The organism is Kribbella sp. NPDC049584 (genome assembly GCF_040675555.1).
Taxonomy (GTDB): domain Bacteria; phylum Actinomycetota; class Actinomycetes; order Propionibacteriales; family Kribbellaceae; genus Kribbella.
In genome coordinates this window covers 305,379-330,437 of the sequence record NZ_JBFAPF010000010.1, presented here as the reverse complement: position 1 = coordinate 330,437, position 25,059 = coordinate 305,379, and the positions used below count along the sequence as shown (strand labels likewise).

Here is a 25,059-nt window from a genome sequence, read left to right as displayed (position 1 = left end):
TTCATGAGGAAGACAAGCGTGATCGCGTGCGCCGTGCTGGCGGTGGCCGGCATGCTGGTCGCCACCGCACCAGCCGACGCAGCCGGTACGCCGGGGACCACGAACGGCCCGTGCGGCTACATGGCGACTCCGGACGATCCGCCGGCCCGCCCTGTGTCGCTGCCGCCGGATCCGACGCCGACACCGAACAAGGGGATCGTCAAGGTCCTCGTAGCGACCAATCAAGGGCCGATGCTGCTCTCGCTGGACCGGGCGAAGGCGCCGTGCACGGTGCAGAGCTTCTTGCACCTGGCGAAGAGCCGGTTCTACGACTTCACCACCTGTCACCGGCTCACGCTCTACCCGACACTGAAGGTCCTGCAATGCGGTGACCCGAGTGGCACGGGTGAGGGCGGGCCGGGCTACTCGTACAAGGACGAGTTGCCGACCGGCCTGCCGAACTGGCCGACCGATCCCACAGGCGTCAGCAAGGTGTACGCGCGGGGCACGGTCGCGATGGCGAACGCCGGACCGGACACCAACGGGTCGCAGTTCTTCCTGGTCTTCGCGGACTCGCGGCTGCGCCCGAACTACACCATCTTCGGCTGGGTGGACCGTCTGGGCCTGGCCACGCTCGACCGGGTCGCGGCCGGCGGGATCACGCCGACGCCGGACGATCCGACCGGCGTGGACGGAGCGCCCGCCCGCAAGACCGACATCCTCGTCGCCCGCTCGCTGGGCAGCTGGTAATCAGCTGAGCTCGTAGTCAGCGACCGACAGCTTCGCCGCCGTCCTCCGCGAGGGCGGCGGCGACCTGCCGGGCGTTGGCGGCGAACTCGTCCTCGGGGATCTTCGGCAGCACGTCGTCCCAGGCAGCGATCATCGCGCCGCGGAGCTGCATCATCCCGAGCGGCCGCGCCATGAACCACAGGTGGAAGTGCTCGCTGCCGTCGCCCCACCGGTTGAAGTGCGTCCGCGCGACGCTGTCGATCCCCTGGATCGCCTTCGCGACCCGCTGGATCATCGGCCCGAGCGTCGCCGTCAACTCCACCGGCAGGTTGTCGAGCCGATAGTGCTCCTGCGGCTCCAGCATCGCGACGAACGGCAACCCGGTAGGACCGAACGCCTTCAACGACCACTGATCGTCCCGCCAGGTCACAAATCCGTCCGGATCCGCACACTTCGGGCAGGGCTTCCCACCAGCCTCACCGGCCCGCGGCGGCGCGGGCAGCACCGGCTCAGCCAACGGCACAACCTGCACATCCCCCTCGAACGGGAAGAACGGATGCCCGACCAACGGCTCGGGCGACATCCGCTCGCCGTACGGAAGCCTGCGGTGGTATTCGGAAGGCAGCATGACCGCACTCTGCCGCAGAATCGGTTCATGGAGAAGCCGGAGTTGGCGGCGTTGCTGGGGATGGAGCGGCATCCGGAGGGTGGGTGGTACAAGGAGACGTGGCGGTCCGGCATCGAGTTCGAGCCGGACGGGTACGACGGGGCGCGGGCCAGCGCTACCGCGATCTACTTCCTGCTGGCGCCGGGGGAGGAGTCTCGGCCGCACCGGGTGCGGTCGGCGGAGATCTGGCTGTGGCACTCGGGCGGGCCGCTGACGTTGGAGTACGGCGATCAGTCGGTCGTGCTCGGACCCGACGTACGAGCGGGGCAGCAGCCGCAGGTGGTGATCCCGCCAGGCGCGTGGCAGGCGGCGCGGCCCGCCGGTGACGAGGCCGTGCTGGTGTCCTGCGTCGTGTCACCGGGCTTCGACTTCGCCGACTTCACGATGCGGTAGCCGATGCCCCTGGCAACTGTTGCCAGGGGCACCGATCATGGCTACATCTGCGGTACGGCGGCCTCCCCGGTGCTCAGCTCCGGCAGGTGCTCGCGGACCATGAAACCGCCCGCGCAGACGATCCAGATGGCCGTCAGCAACAACGGGACAGTGGTCATCAGGAACCCGCCCGCAACCCACGTGCCACTGCTCGCGAACACGCCGAAAGCCCCGGCGAACGACACGACAGCGGCCAGCAGGGCGAGGTACCCGAGCCAGTTCGGCATCACGTGGGTGCGCATCACGCCGATCCCGGCAGCCGCCAGCGGCAGCGCGGCGGCGAAGCCGATCATCGTCGTCATCACCGCGCTCAGGTCGTACAGCATCATCGTGATCGCCGGGTCCCGCCCGCCGATCTCGAACGCGGTCGCGGCCATCAGTGCGGCGCTCACGAAGATCGCGCTACCGACGAGCACGGATCCCGCCAGCAACGCAAGGTGTACGTCGCTGCGCTCGGCGCGCTCGCGGATCGCCTCGGCGAAGGCCGACGCGAACCAGATGACCAGTCCGGCCGCGGCGGCCCACATCAGCGAGCTGAACAGGATCGTGGTCCGGTGGTCGGTGAGCCAGCCTGAAACCGTGCTGTCAGAATCACCGACCGTCGGAGGATTACCGGGCAGGAACCTGCCCAGCATTGCCAGGACGACGAAGGCCAGTCCGGCGAAGCCGCCCCATCGCAACTCGTGTCGCTCAGTCATGGGGAAACACCTCCAACGTGCACCGCGCCATGTGGTGCACCTACTGCTGATGTTCCCTCGATCCCGGGCGGAATCAAGCTCTACACGAGCACAGTTGCCAGCGCCTCGTATCCGGGCAGCAGGTCGATCCCTTCCCGCCCGAGCTGCTGGATCGCGACATGGTCCGCGCCCGCGTCCAGATGCGTCTTCAGCCCCTCCGCGACCTCGACCGCCGAGCCGTGCAGGACCATCGCGTCGACGAGCCGGTCGCTGCCGCCGTCGGCGAGGTCGTCGTCGGTGAACCCGAGCCGCTTGAAGCTCGAGGTGTAGTTCGACAGCTGCAGGTACGACGCGAGCCGGTCCCGCGCCGTCGCCCGGGCGACCTCCGGATCGGTCTCCAGCACGATCATCTGCTCCGGCGCGAGCAGCACCCCACCCCCGAGGATCCGCCGAGCTTCCTTCGTGTGCTCCGGCGTCGTCAGGTACGGCAGCGCGCCGGCGGTCCGGGTGCCCGCGACGTGCAGCACCTTCGGCCCCAGCGCGGCCAGCGCCCGCCGGTCGGCCGGCACCTTCGCGTCGTCGAGCTCGTCGAGGTAGCTGACGATCGTCTCGTACGGCGACCGGTAGTCGTCGTTGCGCTCGCGGTGACCGATCCCGACGCCGAGCAGGAACCGTGCCGGGTGCTCGTCCTCGAGCCGGTGGTACGACGCGGCGACGTCGGCCGCCGGCGACTTCCACATGTTCACAATGCTGGTGCCGACAGCAACCGAAGTCGTTGCGGCGAGCAACACCTCGGCGTCGCGCAGGCCGGTGTCGGGCGAGGCGCCCAGCCACAGCGTGCCGTACCCCACCTGCTCCAGCCCCGCCGCCAGCTCCGGGCCGAAGTGCTGGGGTCCGTGCCAGACCCCGTACCGTCCCAGTTCGACTGCCACGCCGTACTCCTCTCGTCGATCAACCTCAGCGTGCAACCCGGGGCGGACGGGCTCCGTTCCAAGCATCTCTGACGCCAACGAATGGCCGTCAATGATCGTTGCCATGTCAGCCGAGGTCAGCCGAGGTCTGAAGAGGCCTTCGAGGAGCTGGGACGAGGCCGGGTGATCGCTCCGTGTGGGGAAGCTCACCGGCCGTAGCCAGGTATCACTTCGTTCTCCGTCGCGTCATCTTCTGCGAAAGGTCGTGTCAAGATCAGACCATCCCGTCGGGTGGTATGAACCGCACGGGCTTACACTCGGCAGCGACCTGGCAGCACACCCCTCAACCGCCGGGCCTGCGGACACAACGACGTGAGCCGCACACCTGGAACGTGAAAGAAGGGCAAGTTGTGAAGGTCGGAGTACCGAAGGAAGTCAAGAACCACGAGTACCGGGTGGCGATCACCCCGTCCGGGGTGCACGAGTTCGTGCGCAGCGGGCACGAGGTGCTGATCGAGCAGGGGGCGGGCAACGGTTCGCTGATCCCGGACGAGGAGTTCGTCGCGGCCGGGGCGCGGATCGTGCCGACGGCGGACGACGTCTGGAAGGACGCGGAGCTGGTGCTCAAGGTGAAAGAGCCGGTGGCGGAGGAGTACCACCGGATGCGCAGGGACCAGGTGCTGTTCACGTACCTGCACCTTGCCGCCAGCCAGGAGACGACCGACGCGATGCTCAAGTCCGGCATCACCGGTATCGCCTACGAGACCGTGCAGCTTCCGGACGGCACTCTGCCGCTGCTGGCGCCGATGAGCGAGGTGGCCGGCCGGCTCGCGCCGCAGTCCGGTGCTTACCACCTGATGGCGCAGGGCGGCGGCCGCGGCGTGCTGCTCGGCGGCGTGTCCGGCGTACACCCGGCCCGCGTGGTCATCCTCGGTGCGGGTGTCTCCGGGATGAACGCGGCCGCGATCGCGCTCGGTATGCAGGCGCAGGTGCAGCTGTTCGACCGCAACATCGCTCGGCTGCGTCAGGCCGACCAGATCTACCAGGGCCACCTGCTGACGATCGCCTCGAACGCGTACGAGATCGAGCGCGCGGTGCTCGAGGCCGACCTGGTCATCGGCGCGGTGCTGGTGGTCGGTGCGAAGGCGCCGAAGCTGGTCACCAACGACATGGTCCGCCGGATGAAGCCGGGCAGCGTGCTCGTCGACATCGCGATCGACCAGGGCGGCTGCTTCGAGGACTCGCGTCCGACCACGCACGCCGACCCTGTGTACCGGGTGCACAACTCGCTGTTCTACTGCGTCGCGAACATGCCCGGTGCGGTGCCGAACACGTCGACGTACGCGCTCACCAACGTGACGCTGCCGTACGCGATCGAGCTGGCCAACCTGGGCTGGCGGGAGGCGTTGAAGTCCGACCACAGCCTGGCGCTCGGCCTGAACACGTTCGACGGTCACGTCACCTACGGCCCGGTCGCCGAGGCGCACGACCTGTCCCAGCTGAAGCTCGACGAGGTGCTGGTCTGAGCACCACTTCGGGTATCAGCAGAGCAGTGGGCACCTACCTGGACCACCTCACGGTGGAGCGCGGCCTGGCCGCCAACACTCTGGCGTCGTACCGGCGTGACCTGCGCCGGTACGACGGTTACCTCGCCTCCGTCGGGATCGACGACCTCGGCCGGATCACGGAGGCCGTCGTCGGCGACTTCCTGATGCGGCTGCGCGAAGGTGACGCGGACCATCCACCGCTGACCGCTTCCAGTGCCGGGCGGACGGTTGTGGCGGTCCGCGGGTTCCATAAGTTCTGCGTACGCGAGGGGCTGGCCGCTGTGGACCCTGCGGCGGCCGTGAAGCCGCCTGCACCGCCGCAGCGGCTGCCGAAGGCACTGTCTGTCGACGAGGTGACCCGGATCCTCACAGCGGCCGCTGGAGCCGAGGCCGAGCCCGCCGTACTCGCCACCCGGGACGCTGCACTGCTGGAGTTCCTGTACGGCACCGGAGCGCGCATCTCCGAGGCCGTCGGCCTCGACGTCGACGACATCGACCTGGACGCCGGTGCGGTGCTGCTGCGCGGTAAGGGCAGCAAAGAGCGGGTGGTGCCCGTCGGGTCATACGCCCGCGACGCATTGTCGGCGTACCAGGTCCGCGGTCGCCCTGACCTGGTGTCGCGCGGACGCGGCACCCATGCGCTCTTCCTGAACGCCCGCGGCGGCCGCCTGTCACGGCAGAGCGCTTGGACGGTACTGCGTCGTGCGGCGCAGCGGGCCGGCATCTCGAAAGAGATCTCCCCGCATACGCTGCGTCACTCCTACGCGACCCACCTGCTGGACGGCGGGGCCGACGTACGCGTGGTCCAGGAGCTGCTCGGACATGCGTCCGTGACGACGACCCAGGTCTACACGCTTGTGACGGTCGACAAGCTCCGTGAGGTCTACGCGACGTCCCACCCGCGAGCGCTGTCGTCCTGACCCCGGTGGCCGGACGCTGGAAACGGTGTGCGATCATCTGCTCACGGCTGGTAACTCGGAGTGGGTGATCGGCCAGGTTCGGAGCTTTGTCGACAAACAGCCCCACCCCGGTGCGGAGTGGCTGGTTGAGAGTGCTTGAATGCACGCTTACAGTCGCTGGGATCGCCCGTATCGGTTGAAAGGTTTGACGAGTCATGAACGAGTCGACATTCCCGGGCACCGAGCACGTGACAGACCACCTTTCGGGCCGTCTCCCGGGGCACCAACCGACCCCGGAGCCGGCCCAGCCGTTCAGCACGCCACCCCGCCCGGTGACGACGCCCCGGGCGCTGCCCGACAACTATGCGGAGATGCCGAAGCCGACGGCCAAGCTCACCGCGGAGGACCTTGCACCCGTGAACGACCCGAACGGCCCGCGTCACAAGATCGGGCCGACCGGCCGGCCGCTGCCGGACCTGCCGGTGCCGCAGCCACCCGCCAAGACCGGTCCGGCGCAGGTGATCGCGATGTGCAACCAGAAGGGCGGCGTCGGCAAGACGACGACCACGATCAACCTCGGTGCGGCGATCGCCGAGACCGGTCGCAAGGTGCTGCTGATCGACTTCGACCCGCAGGGGTCCGCCTCGATCGGCCTCGGCGTGCAGCCGCACGACCTCGAGCTGTCGGTCTACAACCTGCTGATGCAGCGCGACATCACGCCCGACGAGGTGATCCAGCCGACCCGGGTGGAGAACCTCGACCTGCTGCCGGCCAACATCGACCTGTCCGCGGCCGAGGTGCAGCTGGTCCAGGAGGTCGCCCGTGAGTACACCCTGCAGCGGGTGCTCGACCCGATCATCCCGAACTACGACGTGATCCTGATCGACTGCGCCCCGTCGCTCGGTCTGCTCACGGTGAACGCGCTGACCGCGTCGAACGGCATCGTGGTACCGCTGGAGTGTGAGTTCTTTGCGCTCCGCGGCCTGGCCATGCTGACCGACACGATCGCCAAGGTGCAGGACCGGCTGAACCCGAAGCTCGAGATCGTCGGGATCCTCGGCACCATGTTCGACGGGCGTACGACGCACGCCCGGGAGGTCCTCGACCGGGTGGTCCAGGCCTTCGACGAACGCGTCTTCCACACCGTCATCCGGCGTACAGTCAAGTTCCCCGAGACCACGGTCGTCGGCGAACCGATCACGACGTACGCCCCCTCGTCCCAAGCGGCTACGCAGTACCGCGACCTTGCCAAGGAGGTGCTCGCGCGTTGTCCCGCCGGGTGAGCCTGCCAGGTGCCAGTGAACTCTTCGGGGGTGCGGCACCGAAGCAGACCAGACCCGAGAAGCGCACCACCACTGACGGACCGTCCACCGTACGGTCCCGTACGACGGTCGTCGACGACCGGAAGTCGAGTGGTCGGATCCGCCACGACACGAAGATCACCGTGTACGTGACGGAGGAGGAGCTGCTCGGCTTGGAACAGACCAGACTTGCGTTGCGTGCGGAGCACGGCCTGACCGCCGACCGCGGCCGGATCGTCCGCGAGGCGATCGATGTCCTGCTGGCCGACTTCGTCGACCACGGGCCGGACTCGGTACTGGTACGGCGGCTTCGCGCGTCCGAGGACCGGGCCGCGGAGCTCAAGGGCACGGAGTGACCGTGTCCTCGGACTCGTTACCGCTGGACCTCTCGGCCGACTCGGGCAACTTGGGGGATGAACCGGCTGTTGCCGAGGGCAAGGGGTTCAGCGTTCACCTGGTGAACTTCGAGGGGCCGTTCGACCTGCTGCTGCAGCTGATCTCGAAGCACAAGCTCGACATCACCGAGATCGCGCTGTCGGTGATCACCGACGACTTCATCGCGCACATCAAGGCGCTGGGGTCGGAGTGGGATCTGGACCAGACGTCGGAGTTCCTGCTGATCGCGGCCACGCTGCTCGACCTGAAGGCGGCGCGGTTGCTGCCGAAGGGCGAGGTCGAGGACGACGAGGATCTCGCGCTGCTCGAGGCGCGGGATCTGTTGTTCGCGCGGCTGTTGCAGTACCGGGCGTTCAAGCAGATCGCGGCGCTGGTGCAGGAGCGGATGGCGGCCGAGTCGCGGCGGTTCCCGCGGGCGGTCGGCGTCGAGCCCCGGTTCGCGGAGTTGCTGCCCGAGGTGCTGCTCGGGATCGATCCGGCCGGATTGGCTGCGCTCGCGGCACGGGCGATGGCGCCTAAGAACGACGTACCTGAAGGGGTTTCGCTCGCTCACCTGCACGCGCCGGCCGTCACGGTGCGCGAACAGGCCATCGTGATCGTGGATCGGTTGCGGCGGCAGCGCAGTACGACGTTCCGTGCGTTGGTGTCCGACTCGCCGGACACGGTGACCACTGTGTGCCGGTTTTTGGCGTTGCTGGAGTTGTTCCGTGAGGCTGCGGTGTCGTTCGATCAGGTGACGCCGTTGGGTGAGCTCACGATCCGGTGGACGGGTACGGACGAGGGCGAGATCGACGTCAGCGACGAGTTCGACGAGGAAGCCAAACCGTCCGACGAGGAAGGCGAAGCGCCGGTAGTTGCCGAGGACACCGACTTCCTCGAACCCGGTGCCAGCGCCACCGACGAATCCGACATCGACCCCGCCCCAGAACCCGACGAGACGGCAAACCAGTGACCGACCAGACCAACACCCCCGAGACCCCCGCCGGCGTCGAGGAGGACGCCGCGCGCACTCCTCTCGACGCCAACGCGCAGGAAGAAATTGAGCTGGAGCAGCCGTCCGTAGTAGACGACACCGCCGACGAGCACGCAGACACCGAGGCCGCCTCGGACGAGCAGGCCGCTACAGGCCACTCCGCCCAGGAGGAAGCCACCGCGGCCGAGCAGCCTGGTGCCGACGAGCAGCCTGCCGGGGCCGAGCAGCCTGCCGGGGATGAGCTGGCTGGTGCGGACGAGCAGCCTGCGCGGGACGAGCTGGCTGGTGGGGACGGGCTGGCTGCCGGGGATGAGCTCGCTGCCGGGGGCGAGCAGCCTGCGGGGGGCGAGCTGGCTGCCGGGGACGAGTTGGCTGGTGCGGACCAGCAGCCTGGTGGGGATGAGCTGGTTGGTGGGGATGAGCTGGCTGCCGGGGGCGAGCAGCCTGCCGGGGACGAGTTGGCTGGTGCGGACCAGCAGCCTGCCGCGGATGAGCTGGCTGGTGGGGGCGGGGGGCTGGGGGAGGATGAGGAGCATCTGCCGCCGGGGCAGACTGAGGTGCCGGTGGGGGATGAGGTTGTTGTTGATGACGACACGATGCGGCGGGCGCTCGAGGCGATCCTGATGGTGACGGATGAGCCGTTGCCGGTGCTCACGTTGGCGCGTGCGGTCGGGCGGCCGACCGGGGACGTGGCGGATGCGCTGCAGGCGTTGGCGGGGGAGTACACCGATCAGGGGCGTGGGTTCGACCTGCGCGAGGTCGGCGGGGGCTGGCGGTACTACACGCGCGCCGAGGCAGCGCCGTACGTCGAACGCTTCGTGCTCGACGGCCAACAGGCCCGGCTCACGCAGGCCGCGCTGGAGACGCTTTCGGTGGTCGCGTACAAGCAACCGGTCAGCCGGGCCCGCGTGTCCGCCATCCGCGGGGTGAACGTCGACGGCGTAATGCGGACGCTGGTAGCCCGCGGTCTGGTCGAGGAAGCCGGCGCCGACACAGAATCCCAAGCCACCCTCTACCGGACCACCAGCTACTTCCTGGAACGCATGGGCATGCAGTCCCTGGACGACCTGCCGGAGCTGGCCCCCTACCTCCCCGACATGGACGACATCGAGGAGGAGCTCGCCGCCCAAACCCTCCCACCCGCCCCAAGCTCGGCAGACGACACCGCGCCCGACGAGACGACGCACTCCGACGAGTCCACGCAGCCCGCAGAGGCGACGGAGCCCGCCGAGACCGTGACAGACGCGGAGGCGGCCGACCCGCAGGAGGCTGACCCGGAGTCCACCCAGTCGGACGCGACGCCGGATCACCTGCAGGACCGCGAGGACGCGGAGGACCGCGAGGACGCGGAGCACGCCGCCCCCGCGCAGGATGCGGAGGAGACAGACGCAGAGTACGCCGGGACGGAGGAGCGCGCCGTCGACGTTGAGTACGTCGGGTCGGAGAACGCAGACGCTGCCGGCTCGGAGGAGATCGAGCCGGCAGCCTACGCCGAGTCCGGCGACGCGCCGGATGTGGCGTCGGACGAGGACGCGGAGGACCGCGAGGACCGCGAGGACGCGGAGGACCGCGAGGACCGCGAGGACGCGGAGGACCGCGAGCAGGCCGAAGATCCCGAGTCGGACGAGGACCCTGGGGAGGCCGAGTCGGACGGCTTGGTTGCTGCGGAGGACTTGTCCTTCGGCTCTACGGAGGTCGGCGAGGTTGAGGTGGCGGATGCCGACGGGTACCGCGAGGACACGGAAACCGATGTGCCCGCAGAGGAAACGGCGTACGGCGACGTGGGGGATGACGGGCGGGCGAGGGATGTGAGCTCGTCGGGTGGAGCTGTGCGGTTCGGGGAGGGTGTGCGGGATGGGGGATGAGGGCGGGGTCCGGTTGCAGAAGGTTCTGGCTCGGGCTGGCGTGGCTTCCCGGCGGAATGCTGAGCTTTTGATTGAGGAGGGGCGGGTCGAGGTTGACGGGCAGGTGGTGACGGAGTTCGGGGTTCGGGTGGATCCGGAGTCCGCGGTCATCCGGGTCGACGGCGAGCGGATCCCGCCGGTGAGTGCGAACGTCTACCTCGTCTTCAACAAGCCGCGCGGTGTCGTCAGCACGATGTCCGATCCGCAAGGGCGCCCCTGCATCACCGACTACGTGCAGGATCGTCCCGAGCGCCTCTTCCACATCGGCCGGCTCGACACCGACACCGAAGGGCTCCTGCTGCTCACCAACCACGGCGAATTCGCGCACCGCCTCGCGCACCCGTCGTACGAGGTCTCCAAGACGTACGTCGCGGAGGTCGACGGCAACGTCAAACCCGGCGTACTGCGGAACCTCCTCGACGGCATCGAGCTCGACGACGGCCCGGCCCGCGCGGACACGGTGAAGATCGTCTCCACCGTCCCCGGCCGCACGCTCGTCGAGATGAGCCTGCACGAGGGCCGCAACCGCATCGTCCGCCGCATGTTCGACGCGGTCGGCCACCCGGTCAAGCGCCTCACCCGCACCGCCATCGGTCCGGTCCGCCGCGGCAACCTCCACACCGGCGAGCTCCGCGACCTCAACCAGAAAGAACTGGGCCAACTCCTCGACCTCGTCGACCTGTAGCCCACAGACTGGGACCTTCCGACCAGGGGAGAGCGCCATGTGGGCAGTCATCGGGGTGTGGGACATCGATCCGGAGCTGATCGACGGCCTGCGTGACCAGGTCCCGCTGATGGCCGCGAGCAAGATCGCGTTGCCGGGCTTCGTCCACGGCACCTGGACCCAGGACGGCCACATGATGCAGGTGTACGAGAACGAGGCGAGCGCACGCGCCTACCACCAGGCGATGCTCGATCAAGGCGCCGTCGACCGCCCCGGCGTACGTAGTGTTGTCTGGCACGTCTCCGAGGTCGGCGCCGAGTCGGACACCACCGGCTGGACCGCCAGGGACGGCGAACGCCACGATCCTTCGGACCAGCCGGCGGGGGGCCACTGACAGGGCTCAGCCCAGGTTGGCTTCTTCGGGGAGGACGACCTGGTCGACCATGTGCTGGATCTGTTCGGCAGGGAGAGCGACCGCGAGGGCCCAGAAGTAGATGACCAGGCTGAAGACCGCCGTCACGAGCATGTCCCACCACAGCGGGAACCACGGGTGCTTCAGCGGGCCGAAGTCGCTCAGGTAGACGATCAGCCCCATCCCGACCAGGTACACCGGCAGCCACTGCGCCGCGCGCAGATCGAGCTGCGGCACGATCGGGTTGAGCTTGAAGACGCGGTTGCCGATCAGGATCACGTAGCCGAGCAGGATCGCCACCCCGAGCTTCCAGTCGGTCATCCACCCGGACCACAGGATCAGCAGGTTCGCGACCACGAAAGCCAGCGGCGACAGCCACGTTGCCCCAGGCAACCGGTACGGGCGGCGCGCGGTCGGCAGCCGCCGACGGAACACCCCGAGCGACAACGGCGCACCGGCGTACATCAGCACACTCGCGCTCGTGATCAACCCGACCAGCGAACGCCAGCTCGGGAACGGCAGGAAGCAGATGCACCCGATGATGAACGCCGTGATCAGTCCGACCCACGGGACGCCGCGCCTGTTGGTCCGCTCGAACGCCGACGGCACGTACCCGTTCCGGCTCAACCCGTAGGACACCCGCGAGCTCCCGGTGATGTAGATCAGCCCGGTCCCGCCGGGCGAGACCACGGCGTCGATGTACAGGATCGTTGCCAGCCACCCCATACTCAGCAACGTCGCGACCTGAGCGAACGGTCCTGTCATCGTCGTGTACGCCGCATGCGCCCACGTGCCCTGGATCTGGTCCTTGGGCAGGGCTGCGATGAACACGACCTGCAGCAGGATGTAGATGATCGCGCCGATCACGATCGACCCGATCACCGCACGCGGGATGTCGCGCCGCGGGTTGCTGCTCTCGCCGGCCAGCTGGTCGGCCTGCTCGAAGCCGAGCAGCGCGAAGATGATGCCGCTGGTCGACACCGCGGACAGGATGCCCTTGGCGCCGTACGGGTTGAAGCCGTCCGCGGCGGTGAAGTTGCTGCCGTGGAACTGGACCACGGCGAGCGCGAAGATCGTCAGCAGCGGGATGCCGACCTTCCACCAGGTCGCCGCGCTGTTGGTCCGCGCGAGCAGCCGGATGCTGAGGAAGTTGATCGCGGTGATCGCCGCCATCAGCAGCACCGCGACCACGATCCCTGACCCGGTCAGGATGTGCTGGCCGTTCTTGGTCTTCAGCCAGCCGCTCGCGAACGAGTAGTGCTGGCCGTAGGTGATCATCGCCAGCACCTCGATCGGCGCCACGGTGGCCGCCTGCAGCCAGGAGAACCAGCCGAACGACGCACCGGCCGCGCCGCCGAACGCGTAGTGCGGGAAGCGCGCCGTACCGCCGGAGACCGGGTACATGCCGCCGAGCTCCGCGTGCACGAGCGCAAGGATCAGGATCGCCGTACCGCCGATGACCCAGGAGATGATCGCCGCGGGGCCGGCGGTCGACAGGGCGCCCTGTGCGCCGAACAACCAGCCGGAGCCGATGATCGATCCCTCGGACGCCCAGATCAGACCGACGAAGCCGATGTCACGCTTCAGGCCCGGCCGGCTCTGCCGAGCGGAAGGTACTGCTGCGGATGTGGCCATACCCAGAACCATGGCGCGGTCCGGCCGGTCGATGCAGTGAAGGTGTCCGCCGTCCTGGCCCCCAGCCAGCCGGTATTCGCCGTACCCACTGGTGGGCAGAGGGGTTGGGTGCCTGCTGCGACGACGGGACGCGGCGCCGATCGCATGCTGGGCAGGAGAGAACCCTGCGGCGATCACGAAGGACGCGAGATGCGAACACCACCGAGAGCTGTCGCGCTGGCCGGACTCACGCTCACACTGATGGCGGGTCTGGTTGCCTGCGGCAATAACAACAACAGTTCGTCCGGGAGCAGCAGCGCGCCGCCACAGAACACGAAGGTCGGTGTGCTCCTTCCCGACACCGCGTCCTCGCCGCGCTGGGTTTCGGCCGATCCGAACGAGCTGCGCAAGCAGTGCGCGGCGAACAAGCTCACCTGTTACATCGACAACGCGAACAACAGCGCGACGAACATGGAGTCCCAGGCGCAGGCGCTGATCAACCAGGGCGTCGGCGTCCTGCTGGTCACGAACCTCGACTCGGGGTCCGGCAAGGCGATCGAGTCGCTTGCCAAGCAGCACAACGTGGTGACGATCGACTACGACCGCCTGACCACGGGCGGTACGGCGGAGTACTACGTGTCCTACGACAACGTGAAGGTCGGCGAGGACCAAGGTACGGCGCTGACCGCGTGCCCGCAGGTCGCCGGCAAGAGCGCCGTCGGGTACGTCGACATCGACGGCGCACCGACCGACAACAACGCGACGTTGTTTGCCCAGGGCTACAACTCGGTGCTGTCGAAGCAGAAAGGCTGGACCAAGCTCGGTGAGCAGACCGGTAACTGGGACCCGGCCACCGCACAGACCGTGTTCACCACGATGCTCGGCCGGCACCCGAACCTGAACGCCGTGATGGTTGCCAACGACACCATGGCGCAATCGGTTATCAACGTGCTGAAGTCGCAGGGTCTGGCCGGCAAGGTCGCGGTGTCCGGACAGGACGCCACCGCGGGCGGTCTGGACAACGTGATGGCCGGCACCCAATGCTTCACGATCTACAAGCCGGTCGCCGGTGAGGCCGATGTGGCGATCAAGCTGGCAGGCCAGATCCTGTCCGGCCAGAAGCCGACCGCCCCGGCGACGATCAAGGACCCGACCAACGGTCGCGAGGTCCCGTCGTACCTGGCCGATCCGACGGTGATCACCAAGAAGAACGTTGCGCTGCCGGTGACGGACGGCTACGAGACCGCCAAGTCGGTGTGTCCGACGCCCGCCCTGGTGAAGCTCTGCGGCGAGAACGGCATCCACACGCCGTGAAAACACTCGAACTACGAGGCGTCGGCAAGTCGTTCGGTCCGGTCGTGGCGCTGTCGGGAGTCGACTTCAGCGCCGAGGCCGGTGACGTGACCGCCCTGGTCGGTGACAACGGGGCGGGCAAGTCGACGCTGGTCAAGTGCATCGGTGGTATCCACCGCATCGACACCGGCGAGATCCTGGTGGACGGTACGCCGCAGCAGTTGCACGAGCCGCGCGACGCGGCGCGGCTGGGCATCGAGATCGTCCACCAGGATCTCGCCCTGGCCGACAATCTCGATGTCGTCGGCAACATGTTCCTCGGCCGCGAACGGGTCGGCCGGCTGCGCACCCTCGACGAGAACACGATGGAGCAACTGGCCTCGCAAACTCTTGCCTCGTTGGGAGTCCGGACGGTTCGCTCGGTCCGGCAACGAGTCGCAAGCCTGTCCGGCGGTCAGCGGCAGACCGTCGCGATCGCGAAGTCCGTGCTCTGGAGTTCGAAGATCGTGATCCTCGACGAGCCGACCGCGGCCCTCGGCGTCGCCCAGACCGAGCAGGTGCTGGAGCTCGTACGCCGGTTGGCGGATCGCGGCGTCGCTGTCGTCCTGGTCTCGCACAACATGAACGACGTCATGCAGGTCGCCGACTCGATCGCCGTCCTGTTCCTGGGCCGGATGGCCACCCAGGTACGGCGTAAGGACGTCACCCAGACCCAGGTCGTCGAGCTGATCACCAGCGGTCGCTCCGGGGAGCTCGGACTGCCGGCCGAGTCGAGGGGAGCGACCCAGTGAACGTGCACGCCGAACCGGTGGTCTCCGACGAGAAGCCGCAGCACGAGCCCGTGCCGGCGCCGTTGGTCGCTTACGTGCGCAACTACCTGGCGAGACTGCGCGGCGGCGAACTCGGATCGGCTCCGGCGATCGTCGGCCTGGTCGTGATCACCGCGTTCTTCGCGATCGTGCACCAAGGTTTCCTGAGCGCGTACAACCTCGAGGCGCTGGTGATCCAGGCCGCTCCGATCATCGTGATGGCGATGGGGCTGGTCTTCGTCCTGCTGCTCGGCGAGATCGACCTGTCCGCCGGCACGACCGGCGGTCTGTGCTCCGCGATCATGGCTGTGCTGTTGCTGCGGCACGGGCAGCCCTGGTGGATCGGCGTACTCGTGGGTCTAGCCGTCGGCCTGGTGATTGGATTCGTGATGGGATGGTTGCGGGCTCGGGCCGGCATTCCGTCGTTCGTGATCACGCTGGCGACGTTCCTGGCGTTCCAGGGGCTGACGCTGATCCTGATCGGCGGGCAGGGCTCGGTGATCCTGCCGACCGGTTCACCGCTGATCGCGTTGGAGAACAGCTTCGTTCCGATCTGGCTCGGCTGGACCTTGCTGGGGATCTTCGTCCTCGGGTACGCCGCCATCAAGCTGATCGACGCGCGCGGACGCCGTCAGAGTGGACTGCCCGCGACACCGGTCGTCGTGATCGTGGCGAAGGTCGTTGCAGTCGCGTTGCTGGGCAGCGCGTTCACGTACGAGATGGGGATCAACCGCAACCTGATCACCAACGCCTTCTTCAGCAACAAGGCGCAAGGCGAGCCGTGGGCTGTCGTATTGCTCGTTCTGCTGTTCGTGGTCTGGCACTTCACCCTCAGCCGCACTCGCTACGGCCGGCATGTGTACGCCGTCGGTGGTAACGAGGAGGCTGCTCGTCGGGCCGGTGTCGTAGTGTCGCGGATCCGGATCTCCGTGTTCGTGATCTGCTCCGGCATGGCGGCCGTTTCCGGCATTGTCGCGGCATCGCTCCTGCAATCGGTGCAGTCGAACGCGGGCGCCGGGAACACCCTGCTGCTCGCGGTCGGTGCCGCGGTCATCGGCGGTACGTCGTTGTTCGGCGGACGCGGCCGGATGATCGACGCCGTACTCGGCGGCCTGGTGGTTGCCGTCATCATCAACGGCATGAGCGACCTGATCCAGGGCTCGAACTCGTCCGGCTACGAATGGGTCGTCACGGGCGCAGTCCTCTTGCTGGCTGCCGGCTTCGACGCCGTCGTACGCCGCGGGCGCTCAAGCTAGACCCTGTCCAGCAGCCTCTGGATCGCAGCGGCCGACAGGTTCGTCTTGGGCACGAAACCGATCGCAGGGCTCGCGGCAATAAGGTCCGCGTAGTCCTGCTCGGCGTGCGTGGAGATCAGGATCATCGGCGGCGGCGAGCCGGCGGACCGCAACTGCAGGATCAGGTCGAAGCCGCTCTCGTCGCCGAGGTCGATGTCGACCAGTACGACGTCCGGACGCAGGTCGTCGACCAGCTGACCGGCCTCGGCGGCCGACGTCGCCGTACCGACGACTGTGACGCCTTCGCGCAGTAGCAGGCCGCGCGCCGCCTCGAGGAAGTGCCGGCTGTCGTCGACGATCAGGCACCGCATGGATCCAGGATTGCAGGCACGCAACGCGGTGGCATTCCTGCTGCCTGTACTACGGGGTGATAGGCAGCGCGACCGAGAGCGTAGTGCCTGCTCCTGTTGGGCTGTCGACCTTCAGCGTGCCGCCGAGAGCCTGGACACGGTCGTCGAGTCCGATCAGCCCGGAGCCGATCGTCGGGTCCGCGCCACCGCGGCCGTCGTCGCGGACCTGCAGGATCAGCCGGCCGTTGGTGATGTCGGCATCGATCAGTACGACGGACGCGTCGGCGTGCTTCGCCGCATTGGTGAGGGCCTCGGACACGACGTAGTACGTGGCCGCTTCGATCGGCGCCGGAAGCCTGGTGGTGAAGCCGACCGTGACTTCGGCCGGGACCTTGGACCGGCGGGCGAGCATCCGCAGCGCCGGGCCGATGCCGCCTTCGGACAGGATCGCGGGATGGATGCCTCGGGCAATCTCTCGGAGTTCGTCCAGCGTCGACGACAGCCCGTCGGCGATCTTGTCGAGCTCGGCCATGGGGGTGTCGGCCTGGATCGCCCGGACGTCCAGGGTCAGCGAGACGAGCCGTTGCTGGATCCCGTCGTGCAGATCGCGCTCGATCTGCCGCCGGGTCTCGTCCGCCGACCGCACGATGCGCGCCCGGGACGCGGCGACGTCGGCGCTGGCCGCACCGAGCGAGGTCGCCATCGTGTTGAACGTGCGTTCCAGCGTGCGGATCTCGCCGACTCCCGTCTCCGGCACGCGTACGCCGAGGTCGCCCGCGGCCAGCTGGTTCGCCATCTCGGCCGTGACCCGCACCGGCCGGACGATCGCCCGCGCCAGGTAGATCGTGAAGCCCAGGATGAGTACGACGGAACCCGCCAGCCCGATCGTCGCGGCGACGACCGCCTGATCGGCAACCGCGTCGGAGTGCCGCTGCTCGGTCACCGACAACTGCTGCTCGGAGCCGATCAGCTGGTCGAGCACCGAGCGGATCTGTGCGACCCGCTGCGCGCCTTCCGCGGTAGCGGCCTCGGTGCGGGCGGCGTCCGGGTCGAGACGCGCGGACTCGATCTCCGGCATCGAGTAGTCACGCAGGTACGACGTGACGCTCCGGCTCACCTGCTGCGCCCGAGTGAGCTCATCGGGGCTGCCGGCAACCAACTGCTGCAGCGCGGCGGTCTGCGACGGCAACTGCGTCTGCGCTGCCTGCCACGGCTGCAGGAACTTCTCCTGACCGGTGATGACGAAGTCGCGCTGCCCTGTTGCCAGGTCGGACACCAGACGTTCCACCTGGTGCGCACTGGTCAGCACGGCCGCCGTGTGGCGGGCCTGGTGTTCCGACGCACGCAGTCCCTGCACCGAGATCAGCAGTACGACGAACCCGGAGCCGACCAGCACCATCAACAGCCCGCTCGCGACCAGCACTCGCCGGGCGACTCCGCCGATCACGTCGCTGGACGCCGCACGCCGTCGAGGTAGGTCAGGACGGCCAGGACCCGGCGATGGTCGTCGTCGGTCTCGGGCAGGTCGAGCTTGGTCAGAATGCTCCGGACGTGCTTCTCGACGGTCCCTTCGGCGACCCACAGCCGCCGCGCTACGCCGGCGTTCGAGCGGCCCTCTGCCACCAGCGACAGGACCTCTCGCTCACGCTCGCTGAGGGCGGCCAGCGGGTCATGACGGCGTCGCGCGTCAACGAGCTCCCGGACCAGAGCGGGGTCGACCACCGACCCGCCGCGCGCAACCCGGCGCAGACTCTCGAGGAACTCGTCGACATCCGTCACCCGGCTCTTGAGCAGGTAGCCGACCCCTTGCCCGGCAGCCATCAGCTGGAGCGCATGCTCGACCTCCACGTGCGCCGACAACAGCAGTACGGCGGTCTCGGGGTGCTCCCGGCGGATGACGTCCGCCGCGTCGAGGCCCTCCGTGGAGAGCCCGGGTGGCATCCGGATGTCGACGATGACGAGCTCCGGCGCCTCGCGGCGTACCAGGTCGAGCAGCTGCTCGGCGTTGCCCGCAGTACCGAGGACGGCGAAGCCGGAGCGCTCGAGCAGACTGGCCAGACCTTCGCGCAGCAGCACGTCGTCGTCTGCGATAGCCACTCGGGTCCGGCTCACGTCTCGCCTCTCGATTACCCCGATGAGTCCAGGGAGTTCCAGTGTGGCACCGGAAACTCCTCAGACAATCGGCCTCACTCGCCGGACAGCTGGTCGTAGTCCTGCGTGTCGTCGTAGTACCACGAGTAGGCGACCTCACCGAACGTGCGCGGCACCTTGCCGAGACCCTTGATCACCGTCGCCGTCCCGTTGGCATGCCCGATCGTGTAGAGGTACGGCGCCCCAGCCGCCGCCCACCGCGGTCCGCGTCACCGAGCCCGGCTCGACCTCGCCGCCGAAGCCCATAGGTCCTTGCCGCCCCCAGCAGTCCAGCTGCAGGTTTCTTCATCCTTGTTCACTCGCCGTAGAGAAGGTTGTCGGCTTCTGAGCTGCCGGCGAAGTAGCGGAAGTAGGCCTTGTCCTCGGGTGCGACGAGTTGGTCGCCCACCTTGCCCAGGCCGTTGATGACCGTTGCGGTTCCGTTGGCGTGGCTGACGGCATACAGGTAGGCGGTGCGCGTGTCCTTGTCGATGCCCAGCAGCAGAGTGCTCTGCTTGCCGCACCTCTCGGCGATGAGCGTGTCAAAGGTCTGCCAGGTCGAGGTACGGACCTTCTTGACTATCGGAGCGCCGCTCACCGGGATCCGGATCGTGTAGAGCGCACCGCCTCGGGTGTTGGCCAGGAAGCTGTCGTACGTCGCGGTCTGGCTGATCAGCGCCATCGTCTTCACGGCCGAGAACCCGCCGTACGTCGCCTTGTTGCGCCAGGCCGATCCCGCCACGGTCCAGCGCGTGATCACGTCGCCCTGCAGGGCGTAGCTGTTGGTGCGAGGGCCGCTAGGGGTGAAGAACGTGGACTGGTCCAGGTACGTCTGATGGATCCAGCCGCCACCCACTTTGGACTTCTCGTACGACGACGGGTCGAGCTGGCCCGTGCCGTTGTCGATGGCGTAGCTGAAGCGGTAGAGGTCGGTCCCGATCGTCACGTAGCCGCGGCTGACCATGGCCGACGGTGGATCCGGCTCCCAGCCCAGCGACGTGGCCAGCCGCACCTGATCCACCGGGAACAGCCCCTTCGGGCGGACGACCGGCGTACCGGCGGTGATCGGTGACGTCGCCGTGATCCTCTGGAACTTGTGATCGCCCTGAACGGTCACCGTGCCCAGGGTGAGGCTGCAGGCCGCACTGGCCTGGTCAGCCCCGGCCTGAGCCGGCCCGGGCACCAATGCTGCCGCCGTCATCGCCGCGCCGAGCACACCGGCCGCGATCCGAAGTCTCGTCATTGTCGTCAGGCTCCAGTCAGGTTGGTGCCGGCGGTGTAGTAGCGGAAGTACGAGTCAGTGGCCGGGAACGTCGTCGGGACCTTGCCGAGGCCCTTGATGACCGTGGCGGCGCCGTTGGCGTGGCCAACGGCGTACAGGTAGCCGGCGCCGGTGTCCTTGTCGATGCCGAGGAGGAGGGTGCCGTAGTTGCCACACTTCTCGGCGATCAGGGTCTCGAAGCTCTGCCACGTCGACATGCGCACCTTCGTGACCACCGGCTTCCCGGAGCCGGTCGGAATCCGGACGGTGTAGAGCGCCCCACCGTTCGTGGTGGCCAGGAACGTGTCGTACGTGCTGCCCTGGCCGATCAGCGCCATCGTCTTGACCGCCTTGAAGCCACCGAACGTCGTGTAGTACTTCCAGCCGCTCGGGGTGACCGTCCAGCGAGCGATCAGTCCGTCGGTGAACTGGTTGATCAACGAGTAGACGTTGGAACGCTCGATTCCCCCGGATGTGGAATGGCTGAGCTCGACGTACTTGTGCAGGTCGTCCCAGCCGCCACCGATCAGCGTCTGCCTGAGAGTCCCCGGCACGATCGCCGTACCAGTGCCGTCGGTCATGTAGCTGGTGCCGTACATCCGTACGCCGACGACTGCCAGACCGGTGCGTTGCTCACCGGCCGGTACGACCAGCTCGGTGCGGACCGCGGTCGGCAGGTGCGCCTGACCGTCTGCATAGATGTCCTTCGGGCCGACCTGGCGGGCGCCGGCCGACGGCGTAGCGGTGATGGTCTGCTGGGTGTGGTCGCCACCGGGCGTGATCGAGCCCAGTCGTAGCGAGCACGCTGCGGATTGGCTGGTCGCGGTGGCCGGAGCTGCTCCGGCGGGTGCGCTGACAAGGGTGCCCGCGGCGAGCACTCCGGTGGCGATCGCGCCGAGCGCTCGCCTGTTCTTGGTCATCTGGAAGTCCTTCCTCGCGACAGCCTTGATGCGGGCGGACACCCGATTGTTGCGGCGTGCAGGTGCATCAAAGGGGTAACGCCGGACGACGGCGCGCCTGAGATCTGGCCCGCTTGTCGGAACCGCGCCGTAGTGTGGGTGATGTGAACCGGCGAATCTTCGGTCTGGAGAACGAGTACGGCGTGACCTGTACGTTCCGCGGGCAGCGGCGACTGACCCCGGACGAGGTGGCGCGGTATCTGTTTCGGCGGGTCGTGTCCTGGGGGCGGAGCAGCAACGTCTTCCTCCGCAACGGGGCCCGGCTCTACCTCGACGTGGGCTCCCACCCGGAGTACGCGACCGGCGAGTGCGACTCGGTCACCGACCTGATCGCGCACGACAAGGCCGGTGAGCGGATCCTCGAGGGACTGCTGGTCGACGCGCAGAAGAGGCTGCACGACGAAGGCATCTTCGGCGACGTCTACCTGTTCAAGAACAACACCGACTCGGCCGGCAACAGCTACGGCTGCCACGAGAACTACCTGGTCAGCCGGCACGGCGACTTCGCCAAGCTGGCCGACGTGCTGATCCCGTTCCTGGTCACCCGGCAGCTGATCTGCGGCGCCGGCAAGGTGCTGCAGACGCCGCGCGGCGCGGTGTACTCCGTGTCGCAGCGGGCCGAGCACATCTGGGAAGGCGTCTCCAGCGCGACCACCCGGTCCCGGCCGATCATCAACACCCGTGACGAGCCGCACGCGGACGCCGAGCGCTTCCGCCGGCTGCACGTGATCGTCGGCGACTCGAACATGTCCGAGACCACCATGCTGCTCAAGGTGGCCAGCACCGACCTGGTGCTGCGGATGATCGAGGCCGGCATCGTGATGCGCGACCTGACCCTGGACAACCCGATCCGGGCGATCCGCGAGATCAGCCACGACATGACCGGTCGCCGCGAGGTCCGGCTGGCGAACGGCCGCGAGGCGTCGGCGCTGGACATCCAGACGGAGTACCTGACCAAGGCGCGGGACTTCGTCGACCGCCGCGAGCTCGGGACGCCGGCGGTCGAGCGGGCGCTGTCGCTGTGGGAGCGGACGCTGAAGGCGATCGAGTCCGGCGACATGTCCGGGATCGAGCGTGAGATCGACTGGGTGATCAAGTACCGGCTGATCGAGCGGTACCGGGCGCAGAACAACCTCGGTCTGGCCAGCCCGCGGGTGGCGCAGCTCGACCTGGCGTACCACGACATCCATCGGCCGCGCGGGCTGTACTACCTGCTCGAGCGCAAGGGCGCCGTCACCCGGGTCGTCGACGACCTGCGGGTGTTCGAGGCCAAGTCGGTGCCGCCGCAGACCACGCGGGCCCGGCTGCGCGGCGAGTTCATCAAGCGCGCGCAGGAGCGCCGCCGCGACTTCACCGTCGACTGGGTCCACCTGAAGCTCAACGACCAGGCCCAGCGCACCGTCTTGTGCAAGGACCCCTTCAAGTCGCACGACGAAAGAGTCGAGAAGCTCATCGCGAGCATGTAGGTCCTGGCTAAATCAGGTGCTTGGTTGCTGTGCGCTGCTTAGAAAGGGCGCATGGCGATCGAGATCCGGCCGGTCACTCCGGCTGAGACCCAGGAGTACCTGCGCGTCCTGCCGTACGTGAACGGCTTCCCGCAGGAGGAGCCCGAGCCGTCGGCCTGGTACGCCGGAACCGCGGCCTGGCCACCGCAGGTCCCACCAACGGCGTCCGACCTCGAGCGGTACGCCGGGGAGCTCCAGGCGGACTGGTTCCGCCCGCAGGCAGCGTTCGTGGACGGCAAGATCGCAGGTGGGTCGGCGATCGTGTCGGTGCAGGTCACCGTCCCTGGCGGCCGGCAACTGGCCCTCGGCGGCGTGACGTCCACCGCCGTACTGCCGACGTACCGGAGGCGTGGTCTGCTGCGGAAGATCATGTCCGCGATGCTGGCGGACTGCCGCGAGCGCGGTGAGTTCCTGGCCGGGCTAAGTGCGAGCGAAGGGACGATCTACGGCCGGTACGGGTTCTCGCCCGGGACGTTCCAGCACCGCTGGGAGGTACGGCGTACCGATGTGGCCTTCCGGTCTGAGTTCTCGGACTCGGGTGCGCTCGAGCTGGTGGACGGCGTGGTGGCGGGCGAGGTGTGGCCGGTGCTGCATGGGCAGGTGCGGGCTGAGCGCGTGGGGGAGATCAGTCCGTTGCCGGGTAAGTGGGACGGGCTCCCAGCCGGTGAGTTGCCGGCGGACGGGTCCGGGCCGGCGCACCACCTCGTGCATCGCGCCGCGACGGGTGCGGTGGACGGTGCAGCGATCTTCCGGTTGCCGTGGTCGCCGGATCCGGCACAGGCCGGCGTACTGCAGGTAGAAGCTTTCGAGGCGCTGACATCGGACGCGTACCGGGCCCTGTGGGGATTGCTGCTCGACTTTGACCTCACCAAGCGCGTGGTTGCTGCACGGCGACCCGTCGACGAACCACTGCGGTGGATGCTGACCAATCCGCGAGCACTGAAGCTCACGCGGACGCGGGACAACCTGTGGCTGCGCATCCTCGACGTACAAGGTGCTCTGGAGGCACGCACGTACGCGGCGACCAATTCGCTCGTCCTGGACGTGTCGGACGACCTGTTCGGCTCCGGACGCTGGCGCCTGGACGCAGCGCCGGATGGAGCCACCTGCACCGCAACGGACCAGACGGCAGACCTGTCCCTCGGCATTGCCGAACTGGGATCGCTGTACCTCGGCGGCGTCCGTGCAAGTGAGCTGTCCCGCGCCGGCCGCATCGACGAGCACTCTCCAGGCGCAGTGTCCCGGCTGGACGCAGTATTGCGAACGGAGCATGCGCCGCACAACGCCGTCGGTTTCTGAGCGTGACTGTACGTGGTGTGACTCAACGGTGACGCAGCCAGCCGTCCACCCCTTTGAATCCGCAAGCTAGGGTGGGCGGCGTTGTTGACCGGAGGCTAGCGGCGCCCAGGTGCGCCGGGATGGTTCGAGGTGCGGGTTTCGTGCGCAAGTTGTTGAGTCTGGTCGTGGTTGCGGCGCTGGGATCGTCCCTGGTGGCGTGCGGATCGGACAAGAAGGACGAGTTCGGGGCCGGCGGTGTCAAGGTGACCTCCGACTTCGGGCAGAAGCCGACCATCACCCATCGCGACGGTGAGCCGGACAAGACCCTGGTGACCGAGGTCCTCAAGGAGGGCGACGGTCCCGAGGTGAAGAAGGGTGAGCTGCTCACCGCGAACTACCTCGGCCAGATCTGGCGCGACGGCAAGGTCTTCGACAACTCCTACGACCGCGGCGCGCCGTCGTCGTTCCCGATCGGGGTCGGCGGCGTCATCGCCGGCTGGGACGAGGGTCTGGTCGGCAAGAAGATCGGCAGCCGCGTGATGCTGTCGATCCCGGCCGACAAGGGCTACAAGTCCACCGGTAACGAGCAGGCCGGCATCAAGGGCGACGACACGCTGATCTTCGTCGTCGACCTGGTCGGCGAGGCCGCCAACGACACCCCGCTGGACGCGAACCCGGTCACCCCGTCGACGCCGACCAAGATCTCGGTCAGCGGCCCACTGAACGCCGAGCCGAAGGTGACGGTCGCGGCCGGCACCAAGCCGCCGGCGAAGCCGGGCAAGCCGGTCGTGTTCGCGCTCGGCAAGGGCAAGCCGATCGAGAAGGGCAGCCAGCTGATCGGCCGCTACGTCGTCTACGACTACACCGGCAAGAAGCAGGCCAGCACCTGGGACGGTCAGCCCGCCACCGCGCAGAGCCCCGCTCAGCCGGGTGCCCCGACCGACCAGCTCCAGGTCGGCCCGAGTCCGACCGGCCAGACCGGTGCCCTCGACGGCCTCGCCGGCATCCCGATCGGCAGCCGCGTCCTGGTCGAGCTCCCGGCCTCCAAGGACCAGGCCGGCAAGACGGTGAACGCCTTCGCGGTCATCGACATCCTGAACGCCTTCCCGGCCCCGAAGCAGACGGGCCAGTAGT

At 68.1% G+C, this 25,059-nt stretch carries 25 protein-coding genes; 16 read left to right on the top strand and 9 right to left on the bottom strand.

All coding sequences use genetic code 11. The features are described 5' to 3' along the window. The first annotated feature begins 3 nt into the window (after positions 1–3). On the top strand, positions 4–729 hold the full coding sequence (locus tag AB0J62_RS30805; protein WP_363878346.1) for a peptidylprolyl isomerase: 726 nt from the start codon (positions 4–6) through the stop codon (positions 727–729). 16 nt (positions 730–745) lie between these two features. Here the strand turns inward: AB0J62_RS30805 and AB0J62_RS30800 are convergent, their stop codons facing one another. Beyond that, positions 746–1,336 carry a hypothetical protein gene (locus AB0J62_RS30800; protein WP_363878344.1) on the bottom strand — a complete coding sequence of 197 codons (591 nt, stop codon included), beginning with the start codon at positions 1,334–1,336 and terminating at the stop codon, positions 746–748. Between the two features lie 27 nt (positions 1,337–1,363). On the opposite strand from AB0J62_RS30800, the gene AB0J62_RS30795 reads away from it, so the two are divergent. Beyond that, entirely contained in the window at positions 1,364–1,768 is a 405-nt protein-coding gene (locus tag AB0J62_RS30795) for a cupin domain-containing protein (protein WP_363878342.1), read from the top strand. 41 nt (positions 1,769–1,809) lie between these two features. Here the strand turns inward: AB0J62_RS30795 and AB0J62_RS30790 are convergent, their stop codons facing one another. Together AB0J62_RS30790 and AB0J62_RS30785 are read right to left on the bottom strand one after the other, a co-directional pair. Beyond that, positions 1,810–2,505, bottom strand: a complete 696-nt coding sequence (locus tag AB0J62_RS30790) for a hypothetical protein (RefSeq protein WP_363878340.1) — start codon at positions 2,503–2,505, stop codon at positions 1,810–1,812. An 80-nt stretch (positions 2,506–2,585) separates the two neighbouring features. Further along, positions 2,586–3,416 (bottom strand): LLM class F420-dependent oxidoreductase, encoded by an 831-nt coding sequence (locus AB0J62_RS30785; protein ID WP_363878338.1) that lies wholly within the window; start codon positions 3,414–3,416, stop codon positions 2,586–2,588. A 389-nt stretch (positions 3,417–3,805) separates the two neighbouring features. Here AB0J62_RS30785 and ald point away from each other — a divergent pair, with 389 nt between their 5' ends. From ald to AB0J62_RS30745, 8 genes are all read left to right on the top strand, one after another. Beyond that, on the top strand, positions 3,806–4,921 hold the full coding sequence (ald, locus tag AB0J62_RS30780; RefSeq protein WP_363878336.1) for an alanine dehydrogenase: 1,116 nt from the start codon (positions 3,806–3,808) through the stop codon (positions 4,919–4,921). Positions 4,922–4,947: 26 nt separating this feature from the next. Next, positions 4,948–5,862 (top strand): site-specific tyrosine recombinase XerD, encoded by a 915-nt coding sequence (xerD, locus tag AB0J62_RS30775; RefSeq protein WP_363878334.1) that lies wholly within the window; start codon positions 4,948–4,950, stop codon positions 5,860–5,862. 194 nt (positions 5,863–6,056) lie between these two features. Then, positions 6,057–7,124: a ParA family protein gene (locus AB0J62_RS30770; protein ID WP_238160730.1), complete on the top strand. Its 1,068-nt coding sequence runs from the start codon at positions 6,057–6,059 to the stop codon at positions 7,122–7,124. Then, entirely contained in the window at positions 7,109–7,498 is a 390-nt protein-coding gene (locus tag AB0J62_RS30765) for a hypothetical protein (protein ID WP_350861269.1), read from the top strand. The genes AB0J62_RS30770 and AB0J62_RS30765 overlap by 16 nt, the downstream gene beginning before the upstream one ends. 50 nt (positions 7,499–7,548) lie before the next feature. Next, positions 7,549–8,490: a segregation/condensation protein A gene (locus AB0J62_RS30760; protein ID WP_363878400.1), complete on the top strand. Its 942-nt coding sequence runs from the start codon at positions 7,549–7,551 to the stop codon at positions 8,488–8,490. After that, positions 8,487–10,376 carry an SMC-Scp complex subunit ScpB gene (gene scpB, locus AB0J62_RS30755; protein ID WP_363878331.1) on the top strand — a complete coding sequence of 630 codons (1,890 nt, stop codon included), beginning with the start codon at positions 8,487–8,489 and terminating at the stop codon, positions 10,374–10,376. Before AB0J62_RS30760 ends, scpB begins: the two co-directional genes overlap by 4 nt. Then, positions 10,366–11,100 carry a pseudouridine synthase gene (locus tag AB0J62_RS30750; protein ID WP_363878329.1) on the top strand — a complete coding sequence of 245 codons (735 nt, stop codon included), beginning with the start codon at positions 10,366–10,368 and terminating at the stop codon, positions 11,098–11,100. Before scpB ends, AB0J62_RS30750 begins: the two co-directional genes overlap by 11 nt. Before the next feature lie 37 nt (positions 11,101–11,137). After that, complete coding sequence (locus AB0J62_RS30745; RefSeq protein ID WP_363878327.1) at positions 11,138–11,473, top strand: hypothetical protein; 336 nt, start codon at positions 11,138–11,140, stop codon at positions 11,471–11,473. A gap of 6 nt (positions 11,474–11,479) precedes the next feature. Here the strand turns inward: AB0J62_RS30745 and AB0J62_RS30740 are convergent, their stop codons facing one another. Beyond that, a complete protein-coding gene (locus AB0J62_RS30740) occupies positions 11,480–13,126 on the bottom strand; it encodes an APC family permease (RefSeq protein WP_363878325.1) in 1,647 nt (548 codons plus the stop codon). 189 nt (positions 13,127–13,315) lie between these two features. Between AB0J62_RS30740 and AB0J62_RS30735 the strand changes: the two genes are divergently transcribed. From AB0J62_RS30735 to AB0J62_RS30725, 3 genes are read left to right on the top strand one after another with little or no spacing between them, the layout of a single operon-like run. Continuing rightward, positions 13,316–14,419, top strand: a complete 1,104-nt coding sequence (locus tag AB0J62_RS30735) for a substrate-binding domain-containing protein (RefSeq protein WP_363878323.1) — start codon at positions 13,316–13,318, stop codon at positions 14,417–14,419. Beyond that, positions 14,416–15,189 carry an ATP-binding cassette domain-containing protein gene (locus AB0J62_RS30730; protein ID WP_363878321.1) on the top strand — a complete coding sequence of 258 codons (774 nt, stop codon included), beginning with the start codon at positions 14,416–14,418 and terminating at the stop codon, positions 15,187–15,189. Before AB0J62_RS30735 ends, AB0J62_RS30730 begins: the two co-directional genes overlap by 4 nt. Beyond that, positions 15,186–16,463, top strand: coding sequence for an ABC transporter permease (locus AB0J62_RS30725; RefSeq protein WP_363878319.1), 1,278 nt, complete (start codon positions 15,186–15,188; stop codon positions 16,461–16,463). The genes AB0J62_RS30730 and AB0J62_RS30725 overlap by 4 nt, the downstream gene beginning before the upstream one ends. Here the strand turns inward: AB0J62_RS30725 and AB0J62_RS30720 are convergent. From AB0J62_RS30720 to AB0J62_RS30700, 5 genes are all read right to left on the bottom strand, one after another. Then, on the bottom strand, positions 16,460–16,813 hold the full coding sequence (locus AB0J62_RS30720) for a response regulator (RefSeq protein WP_363878317.1): 354 nt from the start codon (positions 16,811–16,813) through the stop codon (positions 16,460–16,462). The two genes, AB0J62_RS30725 and AB0J62_RS30720, sit on opposite strands and share 4 nt — an antisense overlap. Positions 16,814–16,862: 49 nt before the next feature. Next, complete coding sequence (locus tag AB0J62_RS30715; protein ID WP_363878315.1) at positions 16,863–18,239, bottom strand: CHASE3 domain-containing protein; 1,377 nt, start codon at positions 18,237–18,239, stop codon at positions 16,863–16,865. Next, positions 18,236–18,889 (bottom strand): response regulator transcription factor, encoded by a 654-nt coding sequence (locus tag AB0J62_RS30710; protein ID WP_363878313.1) that lies wholly within the window; start codon positions 18,887–18,889, stop codon positions 18,236–18,238. Before AB0J62_RS30710 ends, AB0J62_RS30715 begins: the two co-directional genes overlap by 4 nt. Positions 18,890–19,238: 349 nt before the next feature. Then, positions 19,239–20,165 (bottom strand): hypothetical protein, encoded by a 927-nt coding sequence (locus tag AB0J62_RS30705; protein ID WP_363878311.1) that lies wholly within the window; start codon positions 20,163–20,165, stop codon positions 19,239–19,241. A 5-nt stretch (positions 20,166–20,170) separates the two neighbouring features. Then, complete coding sequence (locus AB0J62_RS30700) at positions 20,171–21,103, bottom strand: hypothetical protein (protein WP_363878309.1); 933 nt, start codon at positions 21,101–21,103, stop codon at positions 20,171–20,173. Positions 21,104–21,246: 143 nt separating this feature from the next. Between AB0J62_RS30700 and pafA the strand changes: the two genes are divergently transcribed. The 3 genes from pafA to AB0J62_RS30685 all read left to right on the top strand — a co-directional run bounded on the left by pafA (position 21,247) and on the right by AB0J62_RS30685 (position 25,058). Continuing rightward, positions 21,247–22,608: a Pup--protein ligase gene (gene pafA / locus AB0J62_RS30695; protein WP_130439232.1), complete on the top strand. Its 1,362-nt coding sequence runs from the start codon at positions 21,247–21,249 to the stop codon at positions 22,606–22,608. Between the two features lie 51 nt (positions 22,609–22,659). Then, positions 22,660–23,946 carry a GNAT family N-acetyltransferase gene (locus AB0J62_RS30690; RefSeq protein WP_363878306.1) on the top strand — a complete coding sequence of 429 codons (1,287 nt, stop codon included), beginning with the start codon at positions 22,660–22,662 and terminating at the stop codon, positions 23,944–23,946. Positions 23,947–24,086: 140 nt separating this feature from the next. Beyond that, positions 24,087–25,058 carry an FKBP-type peptidyl-prolyl cis-trans isomerase gene (locus AB0J62_RS30685; RefSeq protein ID WP_363878304.1) on the top strand — a complete coding sequence of 324 codons (972 nt, stop codon included), beginning with the start codon at positions 24,087–24,089 and terminating at the stop codon, positions 25,056–25,058. The last annotated feature ends 1 nt before the right edge of the window (position 25,059 follow it).